The organism is Streptomyces gottesmaniae, from assembly GCF_031845845.1.
In the GTDB taxonomy this organism is placed as follows: Bacteria; Actinomycetota; Actinomycetes; order Streptomycetales; family Streptomycetaceae; genus Streptomyces; species Streptomyces akebiae.
The window spans coordinates 30,539-56,807 of record NZ_JAVRFJ010000051.1; the positions used below are offsets into that span (position 1 = coordinate 30,539).

At 70.4% G+C, this 26,269-nt stretch carries 21 protein-coding genes and 1 pseudogene; 7 read left to right on the plus strand and 15 right to left on the minus strand.

The features are described 5' to 3' along the window. Window positions 1-239 precede the first annotated feature (239 nt). Complete coding sequence (locus RM704_RS39420) at window positions 240-1,205, plus strand: alpha/beta hydrolase (RefSeq protein ID WP_033531440.1); 966 nt, start codon at window positions 240-242, stop codon at window positions 1,203-1,205. Window positions 1,206-1,261: 56 nt separating this feature from the next. Here the strand turns inward: RM704_RS39420 and fxsT are convergent, their stop codons facing one another. The 8 genes from fxsT to RM704_RS39460 form a co-directional block, all read right to left on the minus strand. Next, window positions 1,262-5,251: an FxSxx-COOH system tetratricopeptide repeat protein gene (gene fxsT / locus RM704_RS39425; protein ID WP_033531441.1), complete on the minus strand. Its 3,990-nt coding sequence runs from the start codon at window positions 5,249-5,251 to the stop codon at window positions 1,262-1,264. Continuing rightward, complete coding sequence (fsxC, locus tag RM704_RS39430) at window positions 5,248-6,585, minus strand: FxsC protein (protein WP_033531442.1); 1,338 nt, start codon at window positions 6,583-6,585, stop codon at window positions 5,248-5,250. Before fsxC ends, fxsT begins: the two co-directional genes overlap by 4 nt. Before the next feature lie 4 nt (window positions 6,586-6,589). Continuing rightward, complete coding sequence (locus RM704_RS39435) at window positions 6,590-7,183, minus strand: TIR-like protein FxsC (RefSeq protein WP_311592669.1); 594 nt, start codon at window positions 7,181-7,183, stop codon at window positions 6,590-6,592. 233 nt (window positions 7,184-7,416) lie between these two features. Further along, window positions 7,417-9,885 (minus strand): FxsB family cyclophane-forming radical SAM/SPASM peptide maturase, encoded by a 2,469-nt coding sequence (locus RM704_RS39440; RefSeq protein WP_033531444.1) that lies wholly within the window; start codon window positions 9,883-9,885, stop codon window positions 7,417-7,419. Window positions 9,886-9,918: 33 nt separating this feature from the next. Then, window positions 9,919-10,074: an FxSxx-COOH cyclophane-containing RiPP peptide gene (fxsA, locus tag RM704_RS39445; RefSeq protein WP_063774535.1), complete on the minus strand. Its 156-nt coding sequence runs from the start codon at window positions 10,072-10,074 to the stop codon at window positions 9,919-9,921. 191 nt (window positions 10,075-10,265) lie between these two features. Beyond that, window positions 10,266-11,186, minus strand: coding sequence for an ATP-binding cassette domain-containing protein (locus tag RM704_RS39450; protein WP_033531445.1), 921 nt, complete (start codon window positions 11,184-11,186; stop codon window positions 10,266-10,268). Between the two features lie 8 nt (window positions 11,187-11,194). Beyond that, entirely contained in the window at window positions 11,195-12,271 is a 1,077-nt protein-coding gene (locus tag RM704_RS39455) for an ABC transporter permease (protein ID WP_033531446.1), read from the minus strand. Between the two features lie 5 nt (window positions 12,272-12,276). Next, window positions 12,277-13,293: a sugar ABC transporter substrate-binding protein gene (locus RM704_RS39460; RefSeq protein WP_033531447.1), complete on the minus strand. Its 1,017-nt coding sequence runs from the start codon at window positions 13,291-13,293 to the stop codon at window positions 12,277-12,279. 332 nt (window positions 13,294-13,625) lie between these two features. Here RM704_RS39460 and iolC point away from each other — a divergent pair, with 332 nt between their 5' ends. The 4 genes and pseudogenes from iolC to RM704_RS39480 all read left to right on the plus strand — a co-directional run bounded on the left by iolC (window position 13,626) and on the right by RM704_RS39480 (window position 18,566). Continuing rightward, complete coding sequence (gene iolC, locus RM704_RS39465; protein ID WP_033531448.1) at window positions 13,626-14,585, plus strand: 5-dehydro-2-deoxygluconokinase; 960 nt, start codon at window positions 13,626-13,628, stop codon at window positions 14,583-14,585. 263 nt (window positions 14,586-14,848) lie between these two features. Further along, a pseudogene (locus RM704_RS39470) lies at window positions 14,849-15,724 on the plus strand (Cgl0159 family (beta/alpha)8-fold protein); the annotation flags it as partial. 112 nt (window positions 15,725-15,836) lie between these two features. Beyond that, window positions 15,837-17,714, plus strand: a complete 1,878-nt coding sequence (gene iolD, locus RM704_RS39475) for a 3D-(3,5/4)-trihydroxycyclohexane-1,2-dione acylhydrolase (decyclizing) (protein WP_033531449.1) — start codon at window positions 15,837-15,839, stop codon at window positions 17,712-17,714. An 81-nt stretch (window positions 17,715-17,795) separates the two neighbouring features. Beyond that, window positions 17,796-18,566, plus strand: a complete 771-nt coding sequence (locus RM704_RS39480; RefSeq protein WP_052146467.1) for a GntR family transcriptional regulator — start codon at window positions 17,796-17,798, stop codon at window positions 18,564-18,566. A gap of 43 nt (window positions 18,567-18,609) precedes the next feature. On the opposite strand, the gene RM704_RS39485 is transcribed toward RM704_RS39480, so the two are convergent. Further along, on the minus strand, window positions 18,610-19,761 hold the full coding sequence (locus tag RM704_RS39485) for a Gfo/Idh/MocA family protein (RefSeq protein WP_033531450.1): 1,152 nt from the start codon (window positions 19,759-19,761) through the stop codon (window positions 18,610-18,612). Between the two features lie 164 nt (window positions 19,762-19,925). Here RM704_RS39485 and RM704_RS39490 point away from each other — a divergent pair, with 164 nt between their 5' ends. After that, window positions 19,926-20,930, plus strand: a complete 1,005-nt coding sequence (locus RM704_RS39490; protein WP_033531451.1) for a LacI family DNA-binding transcriptional regulator — start codon at window positions 19,926-19,928, stop codon at window positions 20,928-20,930. Between the two features lie 63 nt (window positions 20,931-20,993). On the opposite strand, the gene RM704_RS39495 is transcribed toward RM704_RS39490, so the two are convergent. Beyond that, window positions 20,994-21,485 (minus strand): MarR family winged helix-turn-helix transcriptional regulator, encoded by a 492-nt coding sequence (locus RM704_RS39495; RefSeq protein ID WP_033531452.1) that lies wholly within the window; start codon window positions 21,483-21,485, stop codon window positions 20,994-20,996. Between the two features lie 152 nt (window positions 21,486-21,637). Between RM704_RS39495 and RM704_RS39500 the strand changes: the two genes are divergently transcribed. Next, window positions 21,638-22,012 carry a DoxX family protein gene (locus RM704_RS39500; protein ID WP_033531453.1) on the plus strand — a complete coding sequence of 125 codons (375 nt, stop codon included), beginning with the start codon at window positions 21,638-21,640 and terminating at the stop codon, window positions 22,010-22,012. A 26-nt stretch (window positions 22,013-22,038) separates the two neighbouring features. On the opposite strand, the gene RM704_RS39505 is transcribed toward RM704_RS39500, so the two are convergent. From RM704_RS39505 to RM704_RS39525, 5 genes are all read right to left on the minus strand, one after another. Then, a complete protein-coding gene (locus tag RM704_RS39505) occupies window positions 22,039-22,482 on the minus strand; it encodes an ankyrin repeat domain-containing protein (protein ID WP_033531454.1) in 444 nt (147 codons plus the stop codon). Between the two features lie 75 nt (window positions 22,483-22,557). Further along, complete coding sequence (locus RM704_RS39510; RefSeq protein WP_033531455.1) at window positions 22,558-23,169, minus strand: hypothetical protein; 612 nt, start codon at window positions 23,167-23,169, stop codon at window positions 22,558-22,560. Further along, on the minus strand, window positions 23,166-24,038 hold the full coding sequence (locus tag RM704_RS39515; protein ID WP_033531456.1) for a carbohydrate ABC transporter permease: 873 nt from the start codon (window positions 24,036-24,038) through the stop codon (window positions 23,166-23,168). The genes RM704_RS39510 and RM704_RS39515 overlap by 4 nt, the downstream gene beginning before the upstream one ends. Continuing rightward, entirely contained in the window at window positions 24,035-24,976 is a 942-nt protein-coding gene (locus RM704_RS39520; RefSeq protein WP_033531457.1) for a carbohydrate ABC transporter permease, read from the minus strand. The genes RM704_RS39515 and RM704_RS39520 overlap by 4 nt, the downstream gene beginning before the upstream one ends. After that, window positions 24,973-26,268: an ABC transporter substrate-binding protein gene (locus RM704_RS39525; protein ID WP_033531458.1), complete on the minus strand. Its 1,296-nt coding sequence runs from the start codon at window positions 26,266-26,268 to the stop codon at window positions 24,973-24,975. The genes RM704_RS39520 and RM704_RS39525 overlap by 4 nt, the downstream gene beginning before the upstream one ends. Between the last annotated feature and the right edge of the window lies 1 nt (window position 26,269).

Genomic DNA, 26,269 nt, shown 5'->3' on the forward strand with positions numbered 1-26,269 from the left:
AGCACAGTGAGGCGGCATACCCCATGACCAACTCGGGCACCACGAATTCCGTCCTCGTCCGGCGACCCGTGTGCCGGTGCACTACCTTGGGCCGTGAACAGCCGAGCGGCCCACGTTTACCCAATTCTTGCCATATGAAGCCAGAACGGCTGAGCAGCTACTAGGAGCGGGGCTTTCCATGCGTAATGCTGGGAGGTCCCGCGCTTCACTCCACAGCCGCTGGCACGGGAGGGCATCGGGTGGTTAAGACAGTGAAGACGCCGTCCGGCGGACGGACGATCGCCTACGAGACCTGGGGCGATCCGGACGCACACCCGGTGTTTCTGCTGCACGGAACTCCCGGAAGCCGACTCGGGCCCCGACTGCGCACCTTCGACCTGCACAAGCTCGGAGTGCGCCTCATCGCCTACGACCGGCCGGGGTACGGCGGTTCCGACCGTCACGAGCGTCGCAGGGTGGTCGACGCGGCCGAGGACGTCGCCGCCATCGCCGAGGATCTGGACATCAAGAAGTACTCCGTGGTGGGCAGATCGGGCGGCGCACCGCACGCGCTGGCCTGCGCGGCACGGAACATGGGCAGCCAGGTGGCGAGTGTCGCCGCGTTGGTCTCGCTCGCTCCGCCGAAACCCGACAGCGATGACGACAGCCCCGGCGACAGCGCCGCCGACGGACTCGACTGGCCCGACTGGCACAAGGAGATGTCCGAGTCCAATGTGTCGACGTACGAGCTGCTGCGTCGCCACGCGCCCGATGTGACCGAGCTGGGCGCGCTGCTGGCCCGCAACGCCGAGACGATCCGCCGCGACCCCACCGTCTTCCTCGCGTCCCTGCGCGACGAGATGCCGAGCGTGGACCGGGTGATCGTCGAGGACGCCGGGATCCGCCAGCATCTCCTCAGGAACTACCTGTCGGCGGTGGGCGAGGGGGAGGCGGTCGACCCCCGCGCGCCGATGGGCTGGGTGGACGACCTGGTCGCGTTCCGGCGGCCCTGGGGATTCGATCTCAAGGACATCGACGGTTCCGTGCCCGTGATGCTGTGGCACGGCGAGCGGGACATCTTCGCCCCGGTCGCCCACTTCCACTGGCTGGCCAAGAAGATCCCCACGGCCAAGGCCATGCTGCAGCCCTCCGCGGCCCACTTCGCGGCGCTGCCCGCTCTGCCCCAGGTGCTGGCCTGGGCCCGGGACACGGCCGGGCCCGCCTAGGCCTGGAGCGGCTCCGGGAACCGGGAGCGGCTCCGGGAGCCGGGGGGCCGCTCCGGTCAGATCGGGTGCGGCTCCAGGTCGAGACAGCTGAGCTTCCAGTCCTTCAGGGCCACCACGCGGGGATGCTCCCTGCCGATGCGCTTGCTCAGCGCGGCCAGCGCGTCGTGGTGCGTGGTGCGGGCCTCGTCGGCCCGGCCCAGATGGCTGAGGACGACGGCGAGGTTCCCGGCACAGGTCAGTGTCGACGGGTGCAGCGGGTCGAGAACCTCCCTGAGCAGTTCGTACGACCCGGCGCTGATCCTGCGGGCCTCCTCCCAGTTGCCGAGCGCCGCCTCCGCGACGGCCAGGTTCGCGTGGCAGATCAGCGCGAACGGGTGCCTCTCGCCGTTGAGTTCGCTGAACTTGTCCTGGGCCTTGCGCAGCAACTCCTGTGCCTCGCCGGCGACTTCCGGGCGGATGGACCCGATGTCGTGCAGGAGCAGAACCGCCCGGTTGACCGAACAGGCCACCGTGTGGGAGTGCCCCTCCCCCAGCTTGTCCCTCAGGTCCTCCTGGACCCTGCGGATCAGATCGAGTCCTTCGTCGACCCGCCCCTGGGCGGCCATGTCACCGGCCAGGCTCATCTCCAGCAGCAGATCCTCCGACGTCGACTTCTCGCCGTCCGGTGTGCTTCTGAGTACGTGCCGTACGAGTTCCTCGGCCTCCGCCGCCCGGCCGGCCCTGCGCAGGGAACCGGCCAGTCCCTTGGCCGTGTTCAGCACGGTCGGTGAGCCCTGGGTGAGGCGGGGATTGCGCAGACAGCGCTCGTAGGCGCGCCGCAGCAGCGCGACGGATTCGTCGTAGTCTCCGCAGTCACGCAGGTCACGGCCCAGGTTCACCGCCGACTCGATGGTCAGGGGATGGTCGTGGAGCTGAATCGCCTCACGGAGTTCCAGTGTTCTGCGGTCGAGATCGCGGGCGCGGTAGTAGTTGCCGGAGAGCCGCAGGGCGACGGCGAGGTTGTTGGCCGCGCTGAGCGTGCGCGCGTTGTCCTCGCCGTAGTTCTGGTCGTATCTGCGGTAGGTCTCCTCGTCGTACTGCAGGGCCTCCGTCAGCCGCCCCAGGCCGCGCAGGTCGGCGGCGATGCTACTGGTGGTCATCAGGATGTGCTGGTCGTCGATGTCGTCCAGCACCTCCAGCTGCCGCTCCAGGACCTCCTGGTCCAGGGCGAGGGACTCCTCGTACTTGCCCTGGGCGCGCAGGATGTTGGCGATCTGGAAGCGCATGTGCAGCGTCCAGCGTTCGTCGGGCGACTCCTCCGCGGACCAGGCGGCCACGCGCCGCAGGCTGTAGTCCATGGCCTGGCTCAGCTCACCCCGGCGGCGCAGCTGACGGACCCGGTCCACATAGAGTTCCTTGATGCCCTCGTCAGGGGCCCTCTCCGCCCAGGGAGTACCGAGGTGCGGCCAGATGATGCGGTACTTCTCCCAGGTGTTGGGGTTCTCCGGGTCGTCTCCGCTCGGCCGGGCGGCGATCAGCGAGCGGTAGACGGCCTCTTGAGCCGCATCGCGCTCCGCGGCTGTCATCTCCTCCCGCATCGCGCTCTGCATCATGCGGTGCACCGTCACGCTACGGGCCTTGCGGTCCAGCGTGACCAGGGAGAACTTGCTGAGTTCCTTGTAGGCACGGGAGACCGTGCGCACCCCGCCCAGTGCGCGGGAGACCTCATAGCCCTCCAGGAGATCCATGGAGATCTCCTCGGGGCTGTAGTACGAGCAGATCTGCAGCAGCTTCACCGCCGGCGGGAAGCTCTCCCGCAGCTGCCGGAGGCCGAACTCCCAGGTGTTGGTACCGGACTTGACGACCGCGCCCACCGAGTTGTCGTCGGGGGCTCCGGTGGCCTGCGGCTGGAGCTTCTTGATGTAGTCGCGTACGTCGGCCCGGGTCTGCTCGATGAAGGCCGCGGCCCGTTCGATCGCGATCGGCAGGTCGCCCAGGGCCTCCGCGATCTGGTCGGCCTCCGTCCAGCCGCAGTCGGGCAGCCGGCTGTGCAGGTGGGCGATGCTCTCGTTCCGCTCGAACACCGGGATGTCCACGGTGTCCACGAAACGCCCCCAGCCCTCGGCGCGCTGGCTGGTGACCAGGATGTGGCCGCGCCGGCCGTCCATCATGTACTCGGGCAGGTGGTCCGCCTCGGGGACGTTGTCCAGGATCAGCAGCCAACTGTCGTAGCGGTCACCGTGGTTGAGCGCCTCGTACACCATCTTGGCCGTGTCGGTGGGGTTGGTACGGGCGGGCAGGCCCAGTTCCTCGGCCATGCCCGCGTACTGCTCGACGGCCAGGATCTTCTGCTCGGCCTGGATGTGCCAGACGACGTCGTAGTCGCTCTTGTAGCGGTGGGCGAACTCCTGGGCCAGCAGGGTCTTGCCCACCCCGCCCATGCCCTTCAGCACCAGGGCCCGGGTCTCGTCCTTCCAGAGCTTCTCCCGGATGCTCTCCAGGATTTCCGTACGGCCCGTGAAGGACGACGTGCGCAGCGGGACGCCGAAGACCGAGGGCTCGGTCTTCGGGAAGCGCGGCAGTTTCGGCTCGTCGCCGGTGAAGTGGCTGCGGGACAGGGAATCGGCACTCCGGCCGAACCAGGTCAGCAGGGCGTCACGGCCCGCCTCGCCGTCCTCGCAGCCCGTCATGTCGGCGAGCTGTTCCGTGAAGGGCGCCTCCAGGGACACCTGGTCGTCGACCTGCATGGAGACCAGCTGGTGCGCGCGCCGGTCGCTCTCCGCGTAGACCGCCTCCCAGGTGGTGCGGAAACGGGACGACCTGAGGTAGGCCTCGGAGAAGATGACCAGGGTGTGCGAGGCCGACTCGACGCCCCGTTCGATCTCGTCCCGCACCTGCGAGCTCTCCGTGGTGCCTTCCTGCGCCAGGTGGACCTTGAAACCTGCCTGCTCCAGCACCGCGCCCGCCCAGTTGGCCCAACTACGGTCCTGCGGGACGAAGCTGACGTACACGTCGGAGATCCGCGGCGGGCGGTGGCGGGTGTAGCGGTCGAGGGTCTTGTGACGCAGCGGCTCGTCGATCCGGGGCATCGAGTCGACCTGGCCGTCCGTGATGACCTCGGTGAGTCTCTCGTAGGCCGCGAGCAGGCTCTTGGGGTCCCCCGGCTTCTCCCTGAACGGGGCGAGCGTCTCCTCGTAGGAGTAGATGGGCCGGTAGGGGATCTCGACGCTGCCCCAGTAGCTCTCCGGGTCCCGGTCGGGGATGTGTTTGCGCACGATGCGGTCGAAGCGGTACTGGATCTGTCCCCGGGCGGCGTCGAGTCGATCGGCCTCGGCGTTCTCCACCCGCATGGGGACGGGCAGGATCCGGATGTCCCGGTTGCCGTACAGCATCCCGTCGATGCGCTCGGCGACCCCGGCGGCGCCCTCGATGCTCTGGCTGCTCGGGGTGAAGCAGGTGACCACGGTGTGCGGCAGATTGACCGTGCAGATGTCGGAGATGTCGTTGAGCCCGGTGCGGCTGTCGATGAGGACGTAGTCGAAGTTCTCGACGAACTCGCGCTTGAGCCCTTCCAGGAACCTGGTGGCCAGTGGCCCGTCCATGAAGTCCTTCCAGTCGAACTGGGAGAACGCCGAGAGATAGCCCTTGTTCTTGGTCCCCGCCGGCAGGTAGTAGAGCTGACCGCCCGAGGGGAAGTTCCAGTCGACCTGGATGAGGCAGCTGTTGAGGGTGATCCCGTCCGGCGTCTCCAGATCGGACGCCCCCGTGTAGTCGGAACCCAGTTCGAACTGGGGGAGAGTGTCGCCCCTGCTCTGGATCGACCGCGCGAACTGGGTGGACCGGCTGACCAGTTCGAGCACGCCCGGCGTGGTCCGCAGCTGACTCTCACTCAGGAAGGGGTGCAGGAAACGGTCCAGGCCGGGGGCGTCGAGGTCCCAGTCGACCACCAGGACGCGATTGCCCGCGGAGGCGAGGATCCAGGCGGTGTTGGCGAGCGCCATCGTCCGCCCCGTACCACCCTTGTACGAGTAGAACGTGATGATCCTGCGCGCGTCCTCGCCGGTCATGGCCTGCCCTCCACGCGACTGCCGTCGCTCGATGCCCCGTTGCCCCGGCCGGTGTCGGGCCGTCGGGGCAGGTCCGCACCGGATTCCGAGACGCCCCGGACACCCGTGCCGCTCCGGGGCAATTGCGAGTGAATGTACCGCAAGTAGCGGATCTTGGTTGCCTCAGCCAGTTCGCCGAACCACCGGGTGAAGACATCCGCCCCGGCCAGCCCCCGTACGGCTTCCTGCTCCCCCACCCGGCCCTCACTGAGGAACCGGGGAAAGTTCGCCGCCAGCAGTCCGCGCAGCCGTTCGGACTGCTCCTTCGTCTGCAGATCGTCCCCCGCCAGCGTACTCAGCACCGCTGTCCACGGACGCCGGGCACGGTCGAACTCCTTTGCCTCGCGCGCCATTTGGGAGTTCTCCAGCGCCCATGGGTCCACCACCAGGATCCATGGGGCGGTGGGGAGTTCGGTGTCCCTCAACTCCGTCTGGAACTTGTCGAAGGGCTTCACGGTGGGCTCGAAGCCCAGATTCCGGGCCAGCGCCTCCATCAGCTCGACCAGCGGGCCCACCGCGGTGCCGTAGGGGCGCCAGTCGTCCACCCGCGGTCCGTAGCGCGCGCTGTCCCGGCCGACCGGTAAGCCCTCCTCGGTCGGGGCGAGCACGGTGATGTGCAGCGGGGACGCGAAGGGCGGATCGGCGAAGGCGTCGTCCAGCCCCGCCAGGGTCTCCGGCTGCGGCGCCCTGCCCCCACCACCCAGCGTCCGCGCCCGCGTGGGACCCGTGGCCGCCAGGTCGACGATGCGCTGGGCCAGCCAGTCGGTCACCTGGGCGACCTGGGCGGAGAACCGGTCCGCCGCGCCCTCGTCCTCCGGGTCCGGCCTCTCGGACAGGTCGAGCACCTGGTCGAGCAGCCGGTGCAGTCCCATGGAGGCGTAGTTCTCGGCGGCCTCGCCCATGCCGTCCGGCACCTCGGGGTACTGCTCCTTGACCTTCTTCGGGAGCGAAGTGGGCGAGTACGGCGTCCACAGCACCGGGACGATGCTCGGACGGTCCTCCGGGGCGCCCTGGGTGACGGCGGTCCACTGCCGGCCGCACTGGGGGTTGCTGAAGTACCGCTTGGAGTACAGCGGAACGAAGACCCGGCAGTCGAGAAGCGCCTTGACCGACACCTCCCCCGGCGTCCCCGGGCGCTCGACGAAGCCGGCCTCCTCCTGCGTCACCCTCGCGCGCTGCGCCACCTTGGCGGACAGCTCGTCGAAGAACCGGAAGACCAGACGATTGGGATCCTGTGAGGCGTCCCGGTGTCGGGGAACAGGAACCCGCGCATAGCTCATGAAGAACATCGGCATCCTGCTACTCCCCCTCGAAGACGTTCCGGAGGTCTTTGAACAGCTCCACGTCGCACGGTTCAAGGCTGGTCTGCTGAGCCACTTTGACGATCATCTGGGCAAGCGCCCACACGGAGCTGCGGTACTTGGCGTGGCGGCCCGCCTGCTTCAGTCCGTAGAGGCCCGACTGCAGGTAGTCCTTACCCAGAACGGGGTGGGCGTACTGCACTTTCGCCGCGACGGGCGGCAGTGTCAGATGCTGCTGTCCGACCCAGAGGACGGGGATGATCGCGTTGCCCGTGTACGGCCGGGTTCGAAGCTGTTCCTCCTGCCGTCGTGCGAAGGCGTCCCATTCCTTTCCGCACCATTCCCTCTTGAAGTACCGGCTGGTGTAGATGGGCACGAAGACCCGGCAGGTGGCCAGGGCGTGTTTGAGTCTGCTCTGCCAGTCCTCGCCGAGGTCGATGCTCTGGTCGAGGAATCCGGGCGATTCCTCGCCGTCGTGATCCGTCAACTGCATGATGTCGCTGCATAAATGAGCGTGGAACTGCTCCAGCGCCACATCCGACGGGTCTTTCCTCGTCCTCGTGCCCGTCATCGGCAACCGTGCGTAACTCATGAAGAAAACGTACGGATCGGAGGAAGCCGACGCCGGTGTCTCCTGAGAATCCGGATGAATCATGGACTCGCCTTTCCCCTCCCCCGTCGCCCACCTCGGGTCTCCCCGCCCCGAGCATCACCGCTGAATCTCCTCCAGGATCCATTGGAACGCGAAACCCACCGTGGGTGCCAGGGGTCGGCCGGAGCAAGTTGTACCGGACACCCGTGCCAGAAAGGGGAGTTGGCTCGCCGTCAGACCGCGATCGGGCCGGTTTCGGCCACTCCGCCCAAGGTCTCGGCCTCGTCCCGCAGTCCACGCACGAAGCGGTGTCCCAGAGCGGTCAGGGAGCCGGTTCCGGCCACCGTGTCGAGGGCGTCCAGGACGGCCGTGCGCCACCTGTCCGCCTCGGCGCGGGAGCGTTCGTACAGGGCCGGGCCGACACCGGCCGCGCCGCGGCGGACCCTGAGCCGCCAGATGTCGGCGACCGCGAGGTGGGCGTACGCGCCCTGCACGATGGCGTCGAGAGGCCTGGCGTCGGGGCGCCACAGCACGCGGTAGCGGCGGTTGTCGAGGCCGTCGAGCAGGTCGAACATGTCGAGCATGGCGCCCAGTTTGACGTGCTGGTACTCGTGGACGATCAGCATGGCCAGATCCTCGGCCGAGCGGGGCAGCGCGATGCCGACCGCCCCGAAGGCGTGCCGGGAGGTGGCGCTGACGTCGTCGCCGGACGCGGCGGGCACGAGCGGGGTCACCGTGGTCAGGCCGGCGGCGATCCCCTGCGCGTACTCGGCGTACTCGGTCCTGATCAGCTGCCAGGCCTCCCCGAACATCGCCTCCCACCGTCGGAATTCGGCCTCGGACAGGCGGGGCAGGGGCTTGTAGCCGTAGCAGTCTCGGGAGGGGTCCAGGTCGTCCAGGGCCACGTCCAGTCCGTCGGCGGAGAGGTGGCGCAGTGGCTGCCAGCGCATGCCGTCGGGGGGCAACTCCTGGCCCAGGGTCCGCCCTTCGACGGTGAGCGCGGTGTCGGCGGCCGTCACGGTGACCGTCCCGGAGCGTCGGTCGCGGCCGTCGGCGCGCAGCGACAGCCGTCCCAGGCCGGGGAGATGGATCGCCGGCCCCTCGGGCTCGTGTCGCAGCGGGACCGACAGGGTCAGCCGGCCGCCGGCCCGTGCGACGGCCGACAGCGCGGCCTCCGCCGGGCGGCCCTCGGCCCGGCGTCGTACCGGCTGCCCGCACGCGAGGGCCCACACGCGGAGGTACGGGTCGGCCAGCAGGACGTCCAGCGCGGCGGTGGGCAGGGCCAGGATCGCGTCCCAGCCGGGTCCCGAGTCCGCCGGGCCGCCCGTTCCCGGAGCCGCCCCCGCAGCCGCGCCGGCGCTCGCGCCCGCACTCGCCCCCGCCTCCGCGTCCACCGGCGTCGGCCTCAGCCCGGGGGCCATCCCAGGCCCCTGGGTGTCCGCGCGGCGGGCCGCCGCCAGCAGCGCCCTGCGCTGGCTGTTCTGTGCCGCGGCCAGGGAGCGGACGGCCCCCGCGCCGCCGTATCCGGCGGCCAGTTCGTCGAAGTGGGTCCAGGACAGACCGTGCCAGCCGTGGCGGACGTCGGCGTCGTTGCGCTCCGTGGTCTGCACGTACTCGATGATCTTCAGCAGGTCGGCGCAGTAGACGGAGGGGTTGTCGAACCCGTTGGAGGCGCGGTGGCGGTGCCCGTAGAGGCCGCCGCCGCAGACCGAGACGACGGGGCAGGCGCGGCACTGCGCGCTCAGCCCGTCCAGTCCGGCGCGGCGGGCCTGGATGCCCCGGTGCTCGGCGGCCTCCTCCAGACGGTGGGTGGCCAGGTGCATGCCGGTCGCCGGGGCTCCCGGATAGGCCGTCTTCAGCCAGTCCGCCTGTTCGAGGGCACCGTCGGTCTCGACCACGAGCAGGTCCGAACTCCCCAGCCCCAGCGCCTCGGTGAGGCTGCCGCGGCCTCGGGTCAGCCGGCTGATGGACTCGAACATCCGGATGCGCATCGGCATGCCGTCGGCCGTCCACTGCTTGTGCACGGCGATCAGCCAGTCCGCGTAGTCGGTCTCCCCGCCGGGGCGGGGTGGCGGGAACTCCCACGTGGCGTGCGGCAGCAGGAAGTCGACCGCCGGCGGGCGGAGTTCGGCCAGCGCCCGGTACACCTCCACCGGGTCGTTCTCGACGTCGATCGTGCAGAGCAGCCCGCCGAAGGCGGCGCGGTGGGGCGGTGAGCCGAGGAGACGCACCGCGCGGACCACGTCGTGGTAGGAGCCGGAGCCGTCCCGTCTGATCCGGTGGCGGTCGTTGGACGCCGCGTCGCCGTCGAGCGAGATGCTGGTGACGATGGACTCGTCGACGAGCATCGCGCAGAACTCGTCGTCCAGGCGGAGGCCGTTGGTCTGCATGCGCAGGTCGAGTTCGGCGACGCCGCTCAGCGCCGTGCGGAGCGAGCGGGCGAAGCCTCTCAGGCGTTCCCGCCCGGCGAGCAGGGGCTCACCGCCGTGCAGCACGACGTGCGCGCGAGTGAGCCGGTGTGCGGCCGCGTGTTCGGCGATCCGCCCGGCCGCACGGCGGAACGTTTCCTCGGACATCGTCACCGGCCGCCCGCGCCAGCTCTGGTCGGCGTGCTGGTAGACGTAGCAGTGGTCACAGGCCAGATCGCACCGGCTGTGCACCTTGATCACAAACTGGCGGAAGGGCCGCGCCGCCACCGTCACCGGGACGATCCCTCGTCGTTCCGGCCAGGCCGGTCAGAGCGACGACTGGAAGGCGGCCACCGGCTCTCCGCCACCTGCGAGCATCCTTGCCATGACCGAGTCCTGAGCGGACTCGGGCACGTCATCCAGCGAGGTGTCGTGCAAATCCCTGACGACGCTCGTGGCGAAGGGCTGCTCGTACCTGTCCATAGGCGTCTCCTCGGGCGTACGGCTCCGGGCGGCACACCTCATAGTGACGGCCCGGTAACCGAACAGCAAGGCGATCGCCAGCCAAGTACGCTGACCGGCGGGAAGTCGTCCGCCGACCGGCGAGGGCCTCCGTGCGAAGCGCCCTCGCCGTGTCGTCGGCCGCCGCGGTCGCTCACGAGGAGCAGCCGGGGTCAGGCAGCCCCGTCCTTCGAGGAGACCACGGGTACGGTGAGGTCGCCCTCCTCGGGGAGTTCCTCGACGTCGACTCCGCGGACCTGGGCCAGTTCGTGCTTCAGGGCGGCGAGTTCGGTGCCGCCGGCCATGTGGTTGGTGAGTTCTTCGAGGCTGACCTGGTCGCGGGCGGCGGAGAGTTCCATCGTGCCGAGGCGCAGGACGCTGAAGTGGTCGCCGACCATGTAGGCGTGGTGGGGGTTGTGGGTGATGAAGATGACGCCCAGGCCCCGGTCGCGGGCGGCGGCGATGTACTTCAGCACCACGCCGGACTGCTTCACGCCGAGGGCGGCGGTGGGCTCGTCCAGGATCAGTACACGGGCGCCGAAGTAGACGGCGCGGGCGATGGCGACGCACTGGCGCTGGCCACCGGAGAGGGTGCCGATGGGCTGGTCGAGGTCGTCCAGGACGATGCCCATGTTCCGCAGTTCCTCGTCCGCGGTCTTCTTCATCTTCTCGATGTCGAGGCGACGCACGGGCCAGGGGCCCTTGGTCATCTCCGAGCCGAGGAAGAAGTTGCGCCACACCGGCATCAGGGGCACGGTCGCCAGGTCCTGGTAGACGGTGGCGATACCGGCGTCCAGGGCCTCGCGCGGGGTGGAGAAGCGCACCGGCTCGCCGTCGATGACGAACTCGCCCTCGGTGTGCTGGTGCAGCCCGGAGATGATTTTGATGAGAGTGGACTTGCCGGCGCCGTTGTCGCCGAGCACGCAGGTGACCTTGCCGGGGTGGACGGTGAGGTTCACCCCGTGCAGCGCGCGGATGTTGCCGTAGGACTTGCCCGCGTCGCGCAGTTCGACGATCGGCTGGTCCCGGACGGTGTCCTCCGCGGTGTCCTTCGCGGGCGCACCGCCGGCCGCTGATCCGTTGGTGTTGGTCATGGGGTGGTTCACCTCCGGGTCGCCTGGCTGCGGACCCACAAGTTGACGAGGGCGGCGATCAGGAGCATCACGCCGAGGAAGGCCTTGAACCAGTCGGGGTTCCAGTTGGCGTAGACGATGCCCTGGGAGACCATGCCGAAGATGAAGGCACCGATCACGGGTCCGACCGCCGAGCCGTAGCCACCGGTCAGCAGGCAGCCGCCGATCACCGCGGCGATGATGTACAGGAACTCGTTGCCCACGCCCTCACCGGACTGCACCGTGTTGAACGAGAACAGCAGGTGCATGCCGACGAACCAGGCGCCCGCGCCGACGCCCATGAACAGGGCGATCTTCGTGAAGTTCACGGGCACGCCGACGGCCCGCGCGCTGTCCTTGTTGCCGCCGACGGCGAAGATCCAGTTGCCGAACTTGGTGCGCAGCAGCAGCCAGGTCGCGATCGCCGCGAACGCCAGCCAGTAGAAGACCGTGATCTTGACGTCGACGCCGCCGATGCCGATCTCGGAGGCGAAGACGCTCTTGGCCTGGTCGAAGCCGTCCATGTCGCTGATGGAGTCGCTGGCGACGTTGCCGGTGAAGATCTTGGTCACGGCCAGGTTCGAGCCCTGGAGGATCAGGAACGACCCGAGCGTGACGAGGAAGCTGGGCAGCCCGGTCTTGATCAGCAGCCAGCCGTTGAACGCTCCGACCGCCAACGACATGATCAGCGCGACGAAGACACCGGTCCACACGTTCACCGTCAGCTGGAAGCTGATGATCGCGGCGGTCAGCGCGGAGGTGGTGACCGCGACACCGGCGGACAGGTCGAACTCCCCGCCGATCATCAGCAGGGCCACCGGGATCGCCATGATGCCCATGACGGAGGCCTGGTAGAGCACGGTCGCCAGCGAACTGGCCTCACGGAAGGACGGGGCCACCGAGAAGAAGAAGGCGTACACGCCGATCGCGGCTATGAGCGCGCCGACCTCGGGGCGGGCCATCAGCCGGCGCCCGAGCGAGCGCTGTACGGTGCGCCCGTCCTTCTGGGCGGCCGGCGGGGCCGGCGACGAGGGTGAGCTCGCCGCCGGTGCCGTTGCTTGGGTCATTCAGATCACCGGGTGCCCTTCGCGGCGAACTTGGCGATCGTGTCGACGTTCTTCTCGTCGACGAACGCGGGGCCGGTCAGCACCGCCTCCTCGCCGCCGCCGCTGTAGTTGCCGTTGTTCTTGTAGAGCCACAGCGAGTCCAGGGCCAAGTAGCCCTGCAGGTACGGCTGCTGGTCCACCGCGAACTCGATGTCACCGCTCTTGATCGAGTCCGTCAGCTCCTTGTTCAGGTCGAAGGTGGCGACCTTCGCCTTGCTGCCCGCGTCCGCGACCGACTGGACCGCGGTCAGGGCGTAGGGGGCGCCGAGGGCGACCACGTAGTCGATGGCGGTGTCCTGCTTGAGCTTGGCGCTGATGGTCGACTTCACGGACGGCATGTCGGTGCCCGTGACGTTGAGGATCTCGGTGTCGCCCTCGAAGGTCTTCTCGACGCCCGCGCAGCGCTGCTCCAGGCCGACGTTCCCCTGCTCCTGCACGACACAGACGGCCTTCTTGGCGCCGACGTCGTTCAGCCGCTTGCCGAACGCCTCGCCCGCCACGCTCTCGTCCTGCCCGAAGAAGGACATCAGACCGAGGTTCTGCCAGTCGCTCAGACCGGAGTTGAGGCCGACCACGGGGATGCCCGCCTTCGTCGCCTTGGCCACGACGTCCTTCATCGCGTCGGGCTTGGCGAGGGTGATGGCGATGCCGTCGACCTTCTGGTCGATCGCGTTCTGCACGAGGTTGGCCTGGGTGCCGGCGTTCGGGTCCGCCGAGTAGATGAGCTCGATGTTGTCCTTGTCGGCCGCCGCCTGGGCGCCCTTGCGGACGATGTCCCAGAAGGTGTCGCCGGGGGCCTGGTGGGTGACCAGCGCGACCTTCATCCGGGGGGTGTCGGCCTTGCCCGCGGAGGCGTCTGCCCCGCCCTCCTCGGCCTCCTTGCCGCCGGAGTCGCTGGAGCAGCCGGCGATCAGCAGCGCGGAAGCCGCGGCTATGGCGAAGAAGGGGGCCACTCTGCGTGAGCGGGAGTACGTGCGGTCCATCTTTCCTGCACCTCACTGTGCGACAGGGGGAAAGGGAACGGGACAGCGTCGGGCGGATGCCCGCGCGAGCCCGGACGTTCGAAGTCCGGATCATTGTGCCGGTAGGCCGACTGCGCTGTTTCGTTGGGACGGGATACAAACCCCTGACGGACCCCCCTGTCAAGACTTTGTTAAGACATCATTTCACGAGCAGGTCAGAATGTCAGTACAAAGCCTTGACACAGGGTCGGTTCGGGTCCTAAATCTGGGATACAGCCGGACCCGAGCGTGCGCGTCCCCGCGCGCCGCGGGTCTCCGGTGGCCCGCATCCCCCCGCCCGAGGAGCGACGCGCATGCCCGAGCCCGGCGAATCCTTCGATCTGATCACGATGGGTCGTATCGGAATCGATCTCTATCCGTTGCAGACCGGCGTCCCACTCGCGCGCGTCGAGTCGTTCGGGAAGTTCCTCGGCGGATCGGCCGCCAACGTCGCGGTGGCCGCCGCACGGCTGGGCAACTCGACCGCCGTGATCACCCGGACCGGGGACGACCCCTTCGGCACGTTTCTGCACGAGGCGCTCAAGGAGTTCGGGGTCGACGACCGCTTCGTCACGCCCGTGGCGGAGTATCCGACCCCGATCACGTTCTGTGAGATCTTCCCGCCGGACGACTTCCCGCTGTACTTCTACCGCCGCCCCAAGGCCCCCGATCTGGAGATCCGCACCGAGGAGCTGGACTGCTTCGCCATCCGCGCGGCCCGTGTCTTCTGGATCACCGGCACCGGCCTGAGCGAGGAGCCCAGCCGCTCGGCCACGCTCGCCGCGCTCAAGGCCCGGGGCCGGTCCGGCACCACCGTCTTCGACCTCGACTGGCGGCCGATGTTCTGGTCCGACCCCGAGACCGCGCGCCCGTACTACGCCGAGGCCCTGCGGCACGCCACGGTGGCCGTCGGCAACCTCGACGAGTGCGAGGTGGCGACCGGCGTACGGGAGCCGCGGGCCTGTGCGGAGGCGCTGCTGGAGGCGGGGGTGGAGCTGGCCGTCGTGAAGCAGGGCCCCAAGGGTGTCCTCGCCGTCCACCGCGACGGCACGGTCGCCGAGGTGGCCCCGGTGCCGGTGGAGGTCGTCAACGGGCTCGGCGCCGGGGACGCGTTCGGGGGTTCGCTCTGCCACGGGTTGCTGCGGGGCTGGGACCTGGAACGGATCATGCGCCACGCGAACGCGGCGGGGGCGATCGTCGCGTCGCGGCTGGCGTGTTCTTCGGCGATGCCGACGGAGGGGGAGGTGGAGGCGTTGTTGAGCGGTGGGGGGTGAGGTTTGGGGGTGAGGGGGCGGTCGGGTGCGTATTCGGGTGCGGGTGCGTGGGGGTTGCTCGCGCAGTTCCCCGCGCCCCTGAAAAGCAGGGGCTGCGCCCCGTGCTTTTCACCCTGCGACCCCGTCGCCCATGAGGCCCGCGGGGGCCTGGGCTTTCAGGGGCGCGGGGAACTGCGCGAGAAGCCCCACACACCCGCACCCGAACAACGCACCCCACCCGACCCCGACCCGAACCCCGAGCAGCCCACCAACCGGAGCCCCACTTGACCATCCGCATCCCCGACCTCCCCGGCGTACGCGCCCGGCACCCGGAGGCCGTCGCCGAGGCCGCGGCCCGTCGCGGCCGCCGCCCTCTCGTCGGCGACACCGGCCGCCTGATGATCGTCGCCGCCGACCACCCCGCCCGCGGAGCGCTCCGCGTCGGCGACCGCCCCCTCGCCATGGCCGACCGCGCCGACCTCCTGGAACGGCTCTGCGTGGCCCTGGCCCGCCCCGGCGTGGACGGCGTGCTCGCCACCGCCGACATCCTGGAGGACCTGCTGCTCCTGGGCGCCCTGGAGGGCAAGGTCGTCCTGGGCTCCCTCAACCGGGGCGGACTCGCCGGCGCCTCCTTCGAGATGGACGACCGCTTCACCGGCCACCGCCCCGAGGACATCGAGCGGCTCCGGTTCGACGCCGGCAAGCTCCTGCTGCGTATCGACCACGACGACCCCGGCTCCCTGCGCACCCTGTACTCCACGGCCCGGGCGGTCGACGACATGGCGGCGCGTCGACTGCCGCTGTTCGTCGAGCCGTTCATCTGCCGCCGGGTGGACGGCAAGGTCCGCAACGACCTGGGCGCGGAGGCCGTGACCCGTTCCATCGCCATCGCGGCCGGGCTCGGCGGCACCTCCGCGTACACCTGGCTGAAGCTGCCCGTCACCGACGACCCGGACGCCATGGGGGAGGTCCTGGAGACGTCCACCCTGCCGACCGTGCTTCTGGGCGGCGAGGTGGGCAAGGATCAGGAGGGCGCGTACGAGAAGTGGCGCAAGGCGCTGCGTCTGCCCACCGTCCAGGGCCTGGTCGTCGGCCGCTCCCTGCTCTACCCCGCCGAGGGCGACGTGGAGACCGCGGTCGACACGGCGGTCGGACTGCTCTTAGCCCCCGGCGCACAAGAACCCGCCACACCCCACCGCACCCCTCCCCTCCCCCGGAACCGGCCCGCACCAGCCCGCCGCCCCGACAACCCTTCGTCCCAGTGAGGTCCCGATGTCCCAGTCCCCCACCCGTCGTCTGACCGTCGCCCAGGCGCTGGTGCGGTTCCTGTCCGCGCAGTACACCGAGCGCGACGGTGTGCGCCACCGGCTGATCGCCGGAACCTGGGGCATCTTCGGCCACGGCAATGTGGCGGGCATCGGCCAGGCGCTCCTTGAGGCCGGTGAGGAGACGATGCCGTTCCACCAGGGCCGCAACGAGCAGTCCATGGTGCACGCCGCCGTCGGCCACGCCCGCCAGCTGAACCGGCTCTCCGCGCAGGCGGTCACCACCTCCATCGGCCCCGGCGCCACCAACCTGGTGACCGGCGCCGCCCTGGCGACCATCAACCGCCTGCCCGTACTGCTCCTGCCCGGCGACTACTTCGCGACCCGCACCGCCGACCCCCTGCTCCAGCAGCTGGAGCACCCCACCGAGGCCGACGTCTCGGTCAACGACACCCTGCGCCCCGTCTCCCGCTACTTCGACCGGATCACCCGCCCCGAGGCGCTGATCCCGGCCGCGCTGAACGCCATGCGCGTCCTCGCCGACCCGGTCGACACCGGCGCCGTCACCCTCGCCCTGCCGCAGGACGTCCAGGCGGAGGCGTACGACTGGCCGGAGGAGTTCTTCGCCGAGCGGGTGTGGCGGGTACGGCGTCCCGTGCCCGACCCGGTCGAGCTGGCGGAGGCGGTGCGGGCGATCCGTGCCGCGCGGCGGCCGCTGATCGTCGCGGGCGGCGGCGTCCACCACAGCGAGGCCGAGGCGGCGCTGAGGGCGCTGGTCGACGCCACGGGCATCCCGGTCGCGTCCACCCAGGCGGGCAAGGGCTCCCTGCGGTACGACCACCCGGCCGACCTCGGCGGCATCGGCCACACCGGCACGGCCGTCTGCGACGACATCGCCCGTACCGCCGACCTGATCGTCGGCGTCGGCACCCGCTACACCGACTTCACCACCGCCTCCAACACCCTCTTCCAGAGCCCGGACGTCCGTTTCGTCAACCTCAACGTCGCCGCCTTCGACGCCCACAAGCTGGCGGCCCGGACGGTGGTCTGCGACGCCCGGGCCGGCCTCACGGCCCTCACCGAGGCGCTGGACGGGCACCGGGTGGACGAGGCGTACGAGGCCGAGTACCGGGCCGGCAAGGAGCGCTGGGAGCAGGTCGTCGAAGCCGCCTACGGCGCCGCCGACGAGCACGCCGCGCCCACCCAGACCCAGGTGCTCGGCGCCCTGGACTCGGTCGTCGGCGACGAGGACGTCGTCATCAACGCGGCCGGGTCGCTCCCCGGCGACCTGCACAAGCTGTGGCGGGCCCGCAGCCCCCGCCAGTACCACCTGGAGTACGGCTACTCCTGCATGGGCTACGAGATCCCCGCCGGGATCGGTGTCCAGCAGGCGGCGCCCGGCACGGTCGTCTGGTCGCTGGTCGGGGACGGCACGTACCTGATGATGCCGACGGAGATCGTGACGGCCGTCCAGGAGGGGCTGCCGGTCAATCTGGTCCTCATCCAGAACCACGGCTACGCCTCCATCGGCGGCCTCTCCGAGTCGGTCGGCGGCGAGCGCTTCGGCACCGCCTACCGCTACCGCGCCGCCGACGGCACCTTCTCCGGCGCCCCGCTCCCGGTGGACCTCGCCGCCAACGCGGCCAGCCTCGGCATGGACGTCCTCCGCGCCAAGACCGTGAAGGAGCTGCGTGACGCGCTGGCGACGGCCCGCGCCTCGGACCGGCCCACCTGTGTGTACGTCGAGACCGACCCGACGCCCACCGCTCCCCCGGCGCAGGCCTGGTGGGACGTGCCGGTCGCGGAGACCGCGTCCCGGCCCGCGGCCGTCGAGGCGCGCACCGCGTACGACCGCGAGGTGGCCAACCGGCGCCGCCACCTCTGACGGCGGCCGTCGCACCCTCCCGGTCTTGTCAGGACAATGCGATGACAGGGGTTCCTGTCATCCGGACGGACGGATACCCTCATGGGCGTGACCAGCACGACTACGGGGAGTACAGGGAGTCTCGGCCTCAGAGTCGACCGGAGCAGCCCGGTGCCGCTGTACTACCAGCTGGCCCGCCAGCTGGAGTCGGCGATCGAGCACGGTGCGCTCGGTCCGGGCAGCCTCCTGGGCAACGAGATCGAGCTCGCCGGCCGTCTCGGCCTGTCCCGGCCGACCGTACGGCAGGCCATCCAGTCGCTCGTCGACAAGGGCCTGCTCGTACGCCGCCGGGGCGTCGGCACGCAGGTGGTGCACAGTCAGGTCAAACGGCCGCTGGAGCTGAGCAGCCTGTACGACGACCTGGAGGCGGCCGGTCAGCAGCCCACGACCAAGGTGCTGCTGAGCGAGTTCCGGCAGGCCTCCGCGGAGGTCGCGGCCGCCCTGGGCATCGCCGAGGGCGCCGAGGTGCACTTCTTCGAGCGGCTGCGCCTGACCCACGGGCAGCCGGTGGCGTTCCTCTCCAACTTCGTCCCGGCCGGGCTGCTGGACCTCGACACCGAGCGTCTGGAGTCGACGGGCCTGTACCGGATGATGCGCAACGCCGGCATCACCCTGCACAGCGCCCACCAGAGCGTCGGCGCCCGCATCGCCACGCCCGAGGAGGCCGACCGCCTCGGCGAGCCGGAGGGCGCCGCACTGCTCACCATGCAGCGCACGGCGTACGACGACACCGGGCGCGCGGTCGAGTACGGCACCCACATCTACCGGGCCTCGCGCTATTCGTTCGACTTCCAACTGCTCGTCCGCAACTGACGCCCGGGCAGCGGCGGTCGGGGGCCGGGAACGGCCCAGCGGCTCAGAGGTCCACCCACGCCCCCGACTCGGCGGAGCGGCTCATCGCGTCCAGCTCGGTGGCGCTGTGCACGGCGTCGGCCAGAGTGGTGCCGTGCGGGGTGCCGTCGGCGATGGAGCTCAGGAACTTGTACGCCTCGATCACCTTGAGGTCGTCGTAGCCCATGGCGTTGGCGGAGCCCGGCTGGAAGGCGCCGAACGCGCCGTGGTCGGGGCCCACGAAGACAGTGTGGACGGACTGGTCCTGGTAGGCGTCGCCCTTGCTGACGCCCAGTTCGCCCATGCGGCGGAAGTCCCAGAAGAGCGCGCCCTCGGTGCCGTGGATCTCGAAGCCGTAGTTGTTCTGCTCGCCGACGGAGACCCTGCAGGCCTCCAGGACGCCCCGGGCGCCGCCCGCGAAGCGGAGCAGGCAGCTGACGTAGTCCTCGTTCTCGACGGGGCCGAGTTCGCCGCCCGAGGCACGGGTGTGTCCTGCGGTGGCGCCGGAGGGCCGGGCCCGCTCGGGGACGAAGATCGCGGTGTCGGCGATGAGGGAGGCGATGTCGCCGAGCAGGTAGCGGGCCAGGTCCACCCCGTGCGAGGCGAGGTCGCCGAGGACCCCGCTGCCACCGCGCTGCCGCTCGTACCGCCAGGTCAGGGCCCCCTCGGGATGGGCGGCGTAGTCGCTGAAGAGGCGGATGCGGACATGGGTGACCCGGCCGATCCCACCGGCGGCGATCAGTTCGCGGGCGGCTTCCACGGCGGGCGCGTTGCGGTAGTTGAAGCCGACGGTGCCCTGGACGCCGGCCTTCTCGACCGCGTCGGCGACGGCGCGGGCATCGGCGGCGGTGAGCCCGACCGGCTTCTCGATCCAGATGTGCTTGCCGGCCTCGGCCATGGCCACCCCGATCTCCCGGTGCAGGAAGTTCGGCGCGGTGATGCTGACCGCCTGGATCCGCGGGTCGGCGACCACCTCCCGCCAGTCCCGGGCGGTGGTGGCGAACCCGAACTGCCGGGCCGCCTCCTCGGCGCGTCCGGGCACGTCCTCGACGACGGTGACCAGCTCGGGCCGCAGGCCGAGCTGAGGGAAGTGGTGCGGCACCCGCGCGTACGCCTGGGTGTGCACCCGTCCCATCCAGCCGAACCCCACGACGGCGACACCGAGCCCACTCACCATGACTGCCCTTTCCCGGGCCTTCTTCGGCCCTCACCGGAATCACCGGCCCGCCTTTTGGACCGTTCCAGAACGTATGCCGCCCACTCTGCGAGGCCGTCTTCGCCGGTGTCAACCCCTGTGGCACCCTTTGACAACCGCGCTGCGGCTATGGAACGGTCCACGCCATGAGACCCCCGACCATTCGCGATGTCGCCGAACGGGCCGGCGTGTCGAAGTCGCTGGTCTCCCTGGTGCTGCGCGGCTCCGACCAGGTGCGCCCCGAGAAGCGGGAGGCCGTGCTGACGGCCGTGGACGAGCTGGGCTACCGGCCGAACGCCGCCGCGCGCAGCCTGAGCGAGCGCCGGACCCGCACGGTCGGCGTCCTCCTCCACGACATGCGCAACCCCTGGTTCGTGGAACTGCTCGACGGCCTCAACTCCCGGCTGCACGACAACGGTCTGCGCATGCTGCTGGCCGACGGCCATCTCAACCGGCGGCTCGGCGAGGACCTCACCCGCACCTTCACCGAACTGCGGGTCGACGGGCTGATCGCGGTCGGCACCCTGCCGCCCTCCGAGGCGCTGCGCACGGCCGCCGGGCTCATCCCGACCGTCGTGGCGGGCGCCCGCGAACCCGCGCTCCCGCAGGTGGACGTCGTCGCGGGCGACGACCAGCACGGCGCCCGTCTCGCCACCGAGCACCTCATCGGGCTCGGGCACCGGCGCATCGCGCACATCGCGGGGGACGGTGTGGTCGGGGCGCTGCGCCGCCGCAGCTTCGAGACGGTGATGCGCGAGCACGGGCTGGGCGACCTGGCGACCGTCGAACGGGGCGACCTCACGGAGGAGGGCGGCTACCGCGCCACGGTCCGGCTGCTGAACCTCCCCCGACGTCCCACCGCCGTCGTGGCGTTCAACGACATGGCCTGTGTGGGCGCGCTCTCCGCCGCCGAGGAACTGGGCCTGAGGGTGCCGCGCGACCTCTCCCTGGTCGGCTACGACAACACCTACGTCTCACGGCTGCGCCACCTCTGGCTCACCACCGTGGACAACGCCAGCCACGACGTGGGCCGCACCGCCGCGCAGTGCCTGCTGGACCGCATCGCCGATCCGGCACGCCCCGCCAAGGTCGTCCTGACCACGCCGACGCTGGAGGTCCGGGGCACCACCGGCCCGCCGGGCGGGCACTGAAGGGTCGGCGCCCCGACCGGGCGCCGAGCGGCGGCAGCAGGGTCCTGACGAGGGGACGGACCGTCAGCTCGGCGGCGGGAGACAGTGGTCGTCGGGTGCGACGGTCCGCCAGATCCGTCGCCCGATGTCCCGCAACTGACGCTGCTGAGCGCCGGTGAGCGCGTCGAAGACGAAGCGGCGTACGGCGTCGGCGTGGCCCGGGGCGCTCTCGACGACCTTGGCGTGACCGGCGTCCGTGAGGACGGCCAGCGTGTAGCGCCCGTCGGTGGGGTCCGGCTCGCGGCGCACCCACGCGCTCTTCTCCAGCCGCTTCACCAGATGGGAGAGCCGGGACAGCGACGAACCGGTGTGTCCGGCGAGATCGCTCATCCGCAGCGTGCGCCCCTCGGTCTGGGACAGCATCGCCATCACCAGGTACTCGACGTGACTGACCCCCGCGTCCCTCTGCAGCTCCGCGTCCAGCGCGCCCGGCAGTCTGACCATCACGCCCGCCAGCGCGTGCCAGGTCTCCATCTCCTCGTCGGTCAGCCAACGCGGCTGCTGGGGTGTCTCCATGGCGCCCACTCTACGTGCGGTGGCCATCGACCAAGCCCGCCTCGACGTGCGGAGCCGCTTGACGTTTCAAGTCATCCGGCCCTACGTTGGGCCCCTCTTACGTTGAACATTCAAGTCATCTCGTCCTTGCGTCCCCTTAGGAAGAACCTGCCATGAACGTCACCCTCTGGATCATCGCGAGCCTGCTCGCGGCCGCCTTCCTCGCCGCCGGCCTGATGAAGACCGCCCAGTCCAAGGAGAAGCTGTCGGCCTCGGGGATGACGTGGGTCGACTCGTTCTCGCCGGGCATGGTCAAGACCATCGGCGCGCTGGAGGCCCTGGGCGCCATCGGGCTGATCCTTCCGGCCGTCCTCGACATAGCCACGGTGTTCGTGCCGCTCGCGGCGACCGGCCTCGCCGTCACGATGCTCGGCGCGGTCGTCTTCCACCTCCGCCGCGGCGAGACCAAGGAGACGGCACCGAGTCTGGTGCTGCTGATCCTGGCGGCCGTGGTGGCCTGGGGCCGGTTCGGACCGTACGCGTTCTGAGCCCCGCGCCGGTCCTCACCCTGCCTTCATCCCGCAGAGGTCCTGACCCCGCCTACGGGCCGGGCCCCCGCCGCGAGCAGGACGGCCGTCGTCTCGGGGTAGGGACCGGTGGCCGCCCACTCGAGCGGGGAGCGGCCCGTGCCATGGTCCTCGCGCAGGTCGGGGTCGGCGCCGTGGGCGAGGAGTGCGCGCACCGCTTCGGTGTGTCCCCAGCACGCGGCGCCGCACAGCGGGGTGCCCTCCGTGCCGTGTCCGCTCTCGGTGTCGGGCGAGGCCCCGGCCGCGAGCAGCCGGCGGACCGTGTCGGCCGCCCCGTGGACGGCCGCCGCGTACAGGGGCGTCGTACCCTCGGCGTCCGTCGTCTCGGCGGGGGCGCCGGCGCGCAGCAGCGCGTCGACAGCGGCGGTGTCGCCGATCGACGCGGCCGACACCAGCCGGTGCGACCGTTTCTTGCGCCGCCGTCTGTTCACCGTCGCGCTCCCTCTTCGCGGGACGTCCGAGGCGCCGCCCGTCACGCGCGCCGGCCCGTCAAGGGGGTCAGCCCATCACAGGCCCTCCCGCGGAGCGACCTCTTTTCCGCGTACGTCGACGGCCGTGAGCGCCAACGCCAGCAGCCCCGGTACGAGGAACACGAGCGGCAGCAGCATCCAGGCGCTCGCCGCCGCCGTCGCCACGGCGAGGACGACCAGGGCGCTGCCGCCCGGATCGCGCGCCGCGTCCCGGGCCGCTCCCCGCACCGCCGCCGGCCAGTCCTCGACCGACTCGGGGCGGGCGCAGGCGCGCAGACCGATCACGGCGGCGCAGGTGCCGAGGGCGGCGGCCAGGAGGGCGAAGACCCGGCCGCCGGGGAGGCCGGCACCGGCCAGGGCCAGATCGACCAGGGCGAGAGTAAGGCCGGTGAGGGCCAGGAGCCCGGCGGCCAGGTCGCCGGTTCGCAGTCGGCGGCGCAGCGCCCCGAGGAAGCGGGCGGCCGTGACCGGGCGGTCCTCCCGTACGCCCCGCAGGACGGCGCAGGCCGTGGAGAGCGCGGCGGGCACGGTGACCAGCGGAAGGCTCACCACCGCCACGGCGACACCGACGCTCAGCACATCGGCGAACAGCGTCATCCGCGGGCCGAAGATCTCGCCCGGCTCCCGGTCGGTCCGCATCGCGCTCATCCCTTGATCCCGGAGTTGGCCATGCCCTCCACCAGGAACCGCTGGAAGGCGAGGAAGAACAGCACGATCGGCAGGAGGGCGATGACGGACATGGCGAACATCGGGCCGAACGCCGAGGTGCTCGACGCGTCGACGAATGACCTGAGGGCCAGGGTCAGGGTGAACTTCTCGGGCGAGAAGAGATAGATCAGCTGGGTGAAGAAGTCGTTCCAGGTCCAGATGAAGGTGAAGATCGCGGTGGTGATGAGGGCGGGCCGGGTGAGGGGCAGGATCACCGAGAGGAAACTCCGGAACGGTCCGCATCCGTCGATACGGGCCGCCTCCTCCAGTTCCCTGGGCAGTCCGCGCATGAACTGCACGATGAGGAAGACGAAGAACGCCTCCGTGGCGAGGAACTTCGGCAGGATCAGCGGCCAGTAGGTGTTCACCATGCCGAGCTGGTTGAAGATGATGTACTGCGGGATCAGCACGGCGTGGTGCGGCAGCATGATCGTCGCGATCATGAAGGCGAACAGCGGCCCCCGGAAGCGGAAGCGCAGCCGGGCGAACGCGTACGCGGCCAGGGAGCAGGAGAGGACGTTCCCGACGACCGCGCCGCCGGCGATCAGCAGGGAGTTGCCGAGCAGCCGGCCCACCGACACGTCGTTGACGCCGTCGAGCGCGGTCTCGTAGTTGGACCACTCCAGTCGGCTCGGCAGCAGGTCGAGGCTGGCGATGACCTCGTCCGCGGGCTTCACGGAGGTCGCGAGGAGCCAGGCCAGCGGGTACAGCATCACGAGGAGCGCGGCCAGACAGCCGACGTGCAGGGCCACCCGCCGCCAGGCAACGGGCTTGCGCACTACGGGAGTTGTGGGTGTGGTGGTGGTCATCGGTCCCCCTCGGAGGCGTAGAAGACCCAGGAGCGGGAGGTGCGGAACAGGATCGCGGTGACCGCGCCGATGGCGAGCAGCAGGACCCAGGCCATGGCGGAGGCGTAGCCCATGTGGGAGGCGACGAAGCCCCGGTCGTAGAGGTAGAGGGTGTAGAAGAGGGTGGAGTCGGCGGGGCCGCCCTTGCCCGCGCTGATCGCGAAGGCCGGGGTGAAGACCTGGAAGGCCTGGATGGTCTGGAGGACCAGGTTGAAGAAGATCACGGGCGACAGCATCGGGACCGTGATCGACAGGAAGCGGCGCCAGGCGCTCGCGCCGTCCACCTCGGCCGCCTCGTACAACTCCCCCGGAATCTGCTGGAGTCCGGCGAGGAAGATGACCATCGGGGCGCCGAACTGCCACACCGTGAGCAGGGCGACCGCGAGCAGCGCCCAGCCTGGCCGGTTGACCCAGCCGCCGGCGCCGAGGAGGTTGTCGACGGTGCCGCCGTCGTTGAAGATCGCCCGCCAGACCAGGGCGATGGACATGGAGGCGCCGAGCAGGGAGGGAGCGTAGAAGGCGGAGCGGTAGAAGCCCCGGCCGCGCCTCATGTTCTTCAGGGCCAGGGCGACCAGGAGGGCGAGGGCCAGTTGGAGGGGTACGGCGATGACGACGTACAGCAGGGTCGTCATGACCGAGCGCCAGTAGCGCGGGTCCTCGGTGAACATCTGGGCGTAGTTGCGCAGGCCCACCCAGTTCGGGGCGTTGAAGAGGTCGTAGTCGGTGAAGGAGAGGTAGAGCGAGACGGCCATCGGGAGCAGGGTCAGGACGCAGGCCCCGAGCACCCAGGGGGAGAGGAACACCCAGGCGGCGCCCTCGCGCCTGCGGCGCCGCGCGGGCCGGTCCGGCTGCTGAACTCCCTTGCGGGGTACGGTCGTCGGCAGTCGCGTGGTGGTCATGACCTCAGCTCCGCCTTCGCCTCGGTGAGGTAGTTCTCGGCGGCCTCGCGGGGGGACATCCGCTCGTAGGACACCTGGTCGTAGTCGCGCTGGAACGTGGTCTGCAGGGCGCTGTCGCCCGACGGTGGCGCCTGGGGCGGCGGGTCGAGCTTTCCTTCGACGGTGGCCTGATAGTCGTAGATGGTCTTGTCGAAGTCCTTGAGGTCGGCCGCGATGTCCGCACGGATCGACTCGTTGACGGGGATGCCCCGGGTGGCGCCGAGGATCTTCGCGGCCTCGTCGTCGTTGAGGAGGAAGTCGACGAGCCGGGCGGACTCCTCGGGGTGGCCGGAGTCGGCGGCGACACCCATGAACATGGAGGGCTTGAAGTACTGGCCGGGCGTGCCGTCCTCGCCCCCCGGCATGGGGGCGAGGGAGATCCCGGTGGGGACGAGCGCGAGGTAACCGCTCGCGGGGGCGTCCCAGTTGACGTCCGAGGCGGCTTCGCCCCGCCCGAGCGGGGTGTTCTCGACCGTGCCGTCGAGCTGGGTCGTCTGCTCGGCCGGTGAGACGGCACCCTCTCTCCGGAGCCGGTCGGTGAAGGTCCACCAGCGGGTCAGGTCGTCGGCGTCGAAGCCGAGCCGGCGGTCCTCGGTGTAGAGGGCCTTGCCCTGGCCGCGCAGCCAGATCTCGAAGGCGTCCTCGCTCTGCCCGGGGTCGGTGCCGCCGGGCTCCCCGGTCTCCTCGGCCACCTTCCGCATGGCGTCGGCCCATTCGCTCCAGGTCCAGCCGACCCGGGGCGGTTCGAGACCGGCCGCCCGCCACTTCTCGGTGTCGTAGACCATGGCCTCGGTGCCGCGGCCCTGCGGCACGGCGTACTGCTTGCCGTTCACCTTGCCGGTGGCGAGCAGTCCCGGCTCGAACTCGGCGGTGTCCAGGGCCGATCGCTGTTCGGCGAGGTCGAGGAGCACACCGCCGGAGGCGTACTGGTCGATCATCCGGTAGTCGAGCTGCATCACGTCGGGCGCGTCGCCGCCGGCGGCCTGGGTGGCGAGCTTCTGCTTGTAGGCCTCGTAGCCGGCGAAGGAGGTCTGAATGTCGATCCCCGGGTTCTTCTTCTCGAAGAGCTCGACGGCCGCCTGGGTTCTGGCGGCCCGGTCGGGGTTGCCCCACCAGGTGTAGCGCAGGACGACCTCGCCGCCGACGGCGCCCGACCCGTCCGGTCCCGAGCAGCCGGTGAGCAGCGCGCAGAGCGCCAGCGCGGTGGCCGCCGCACGAGGTTTCCAGGACTCCCTCGTCCTGATTCGGGGCATG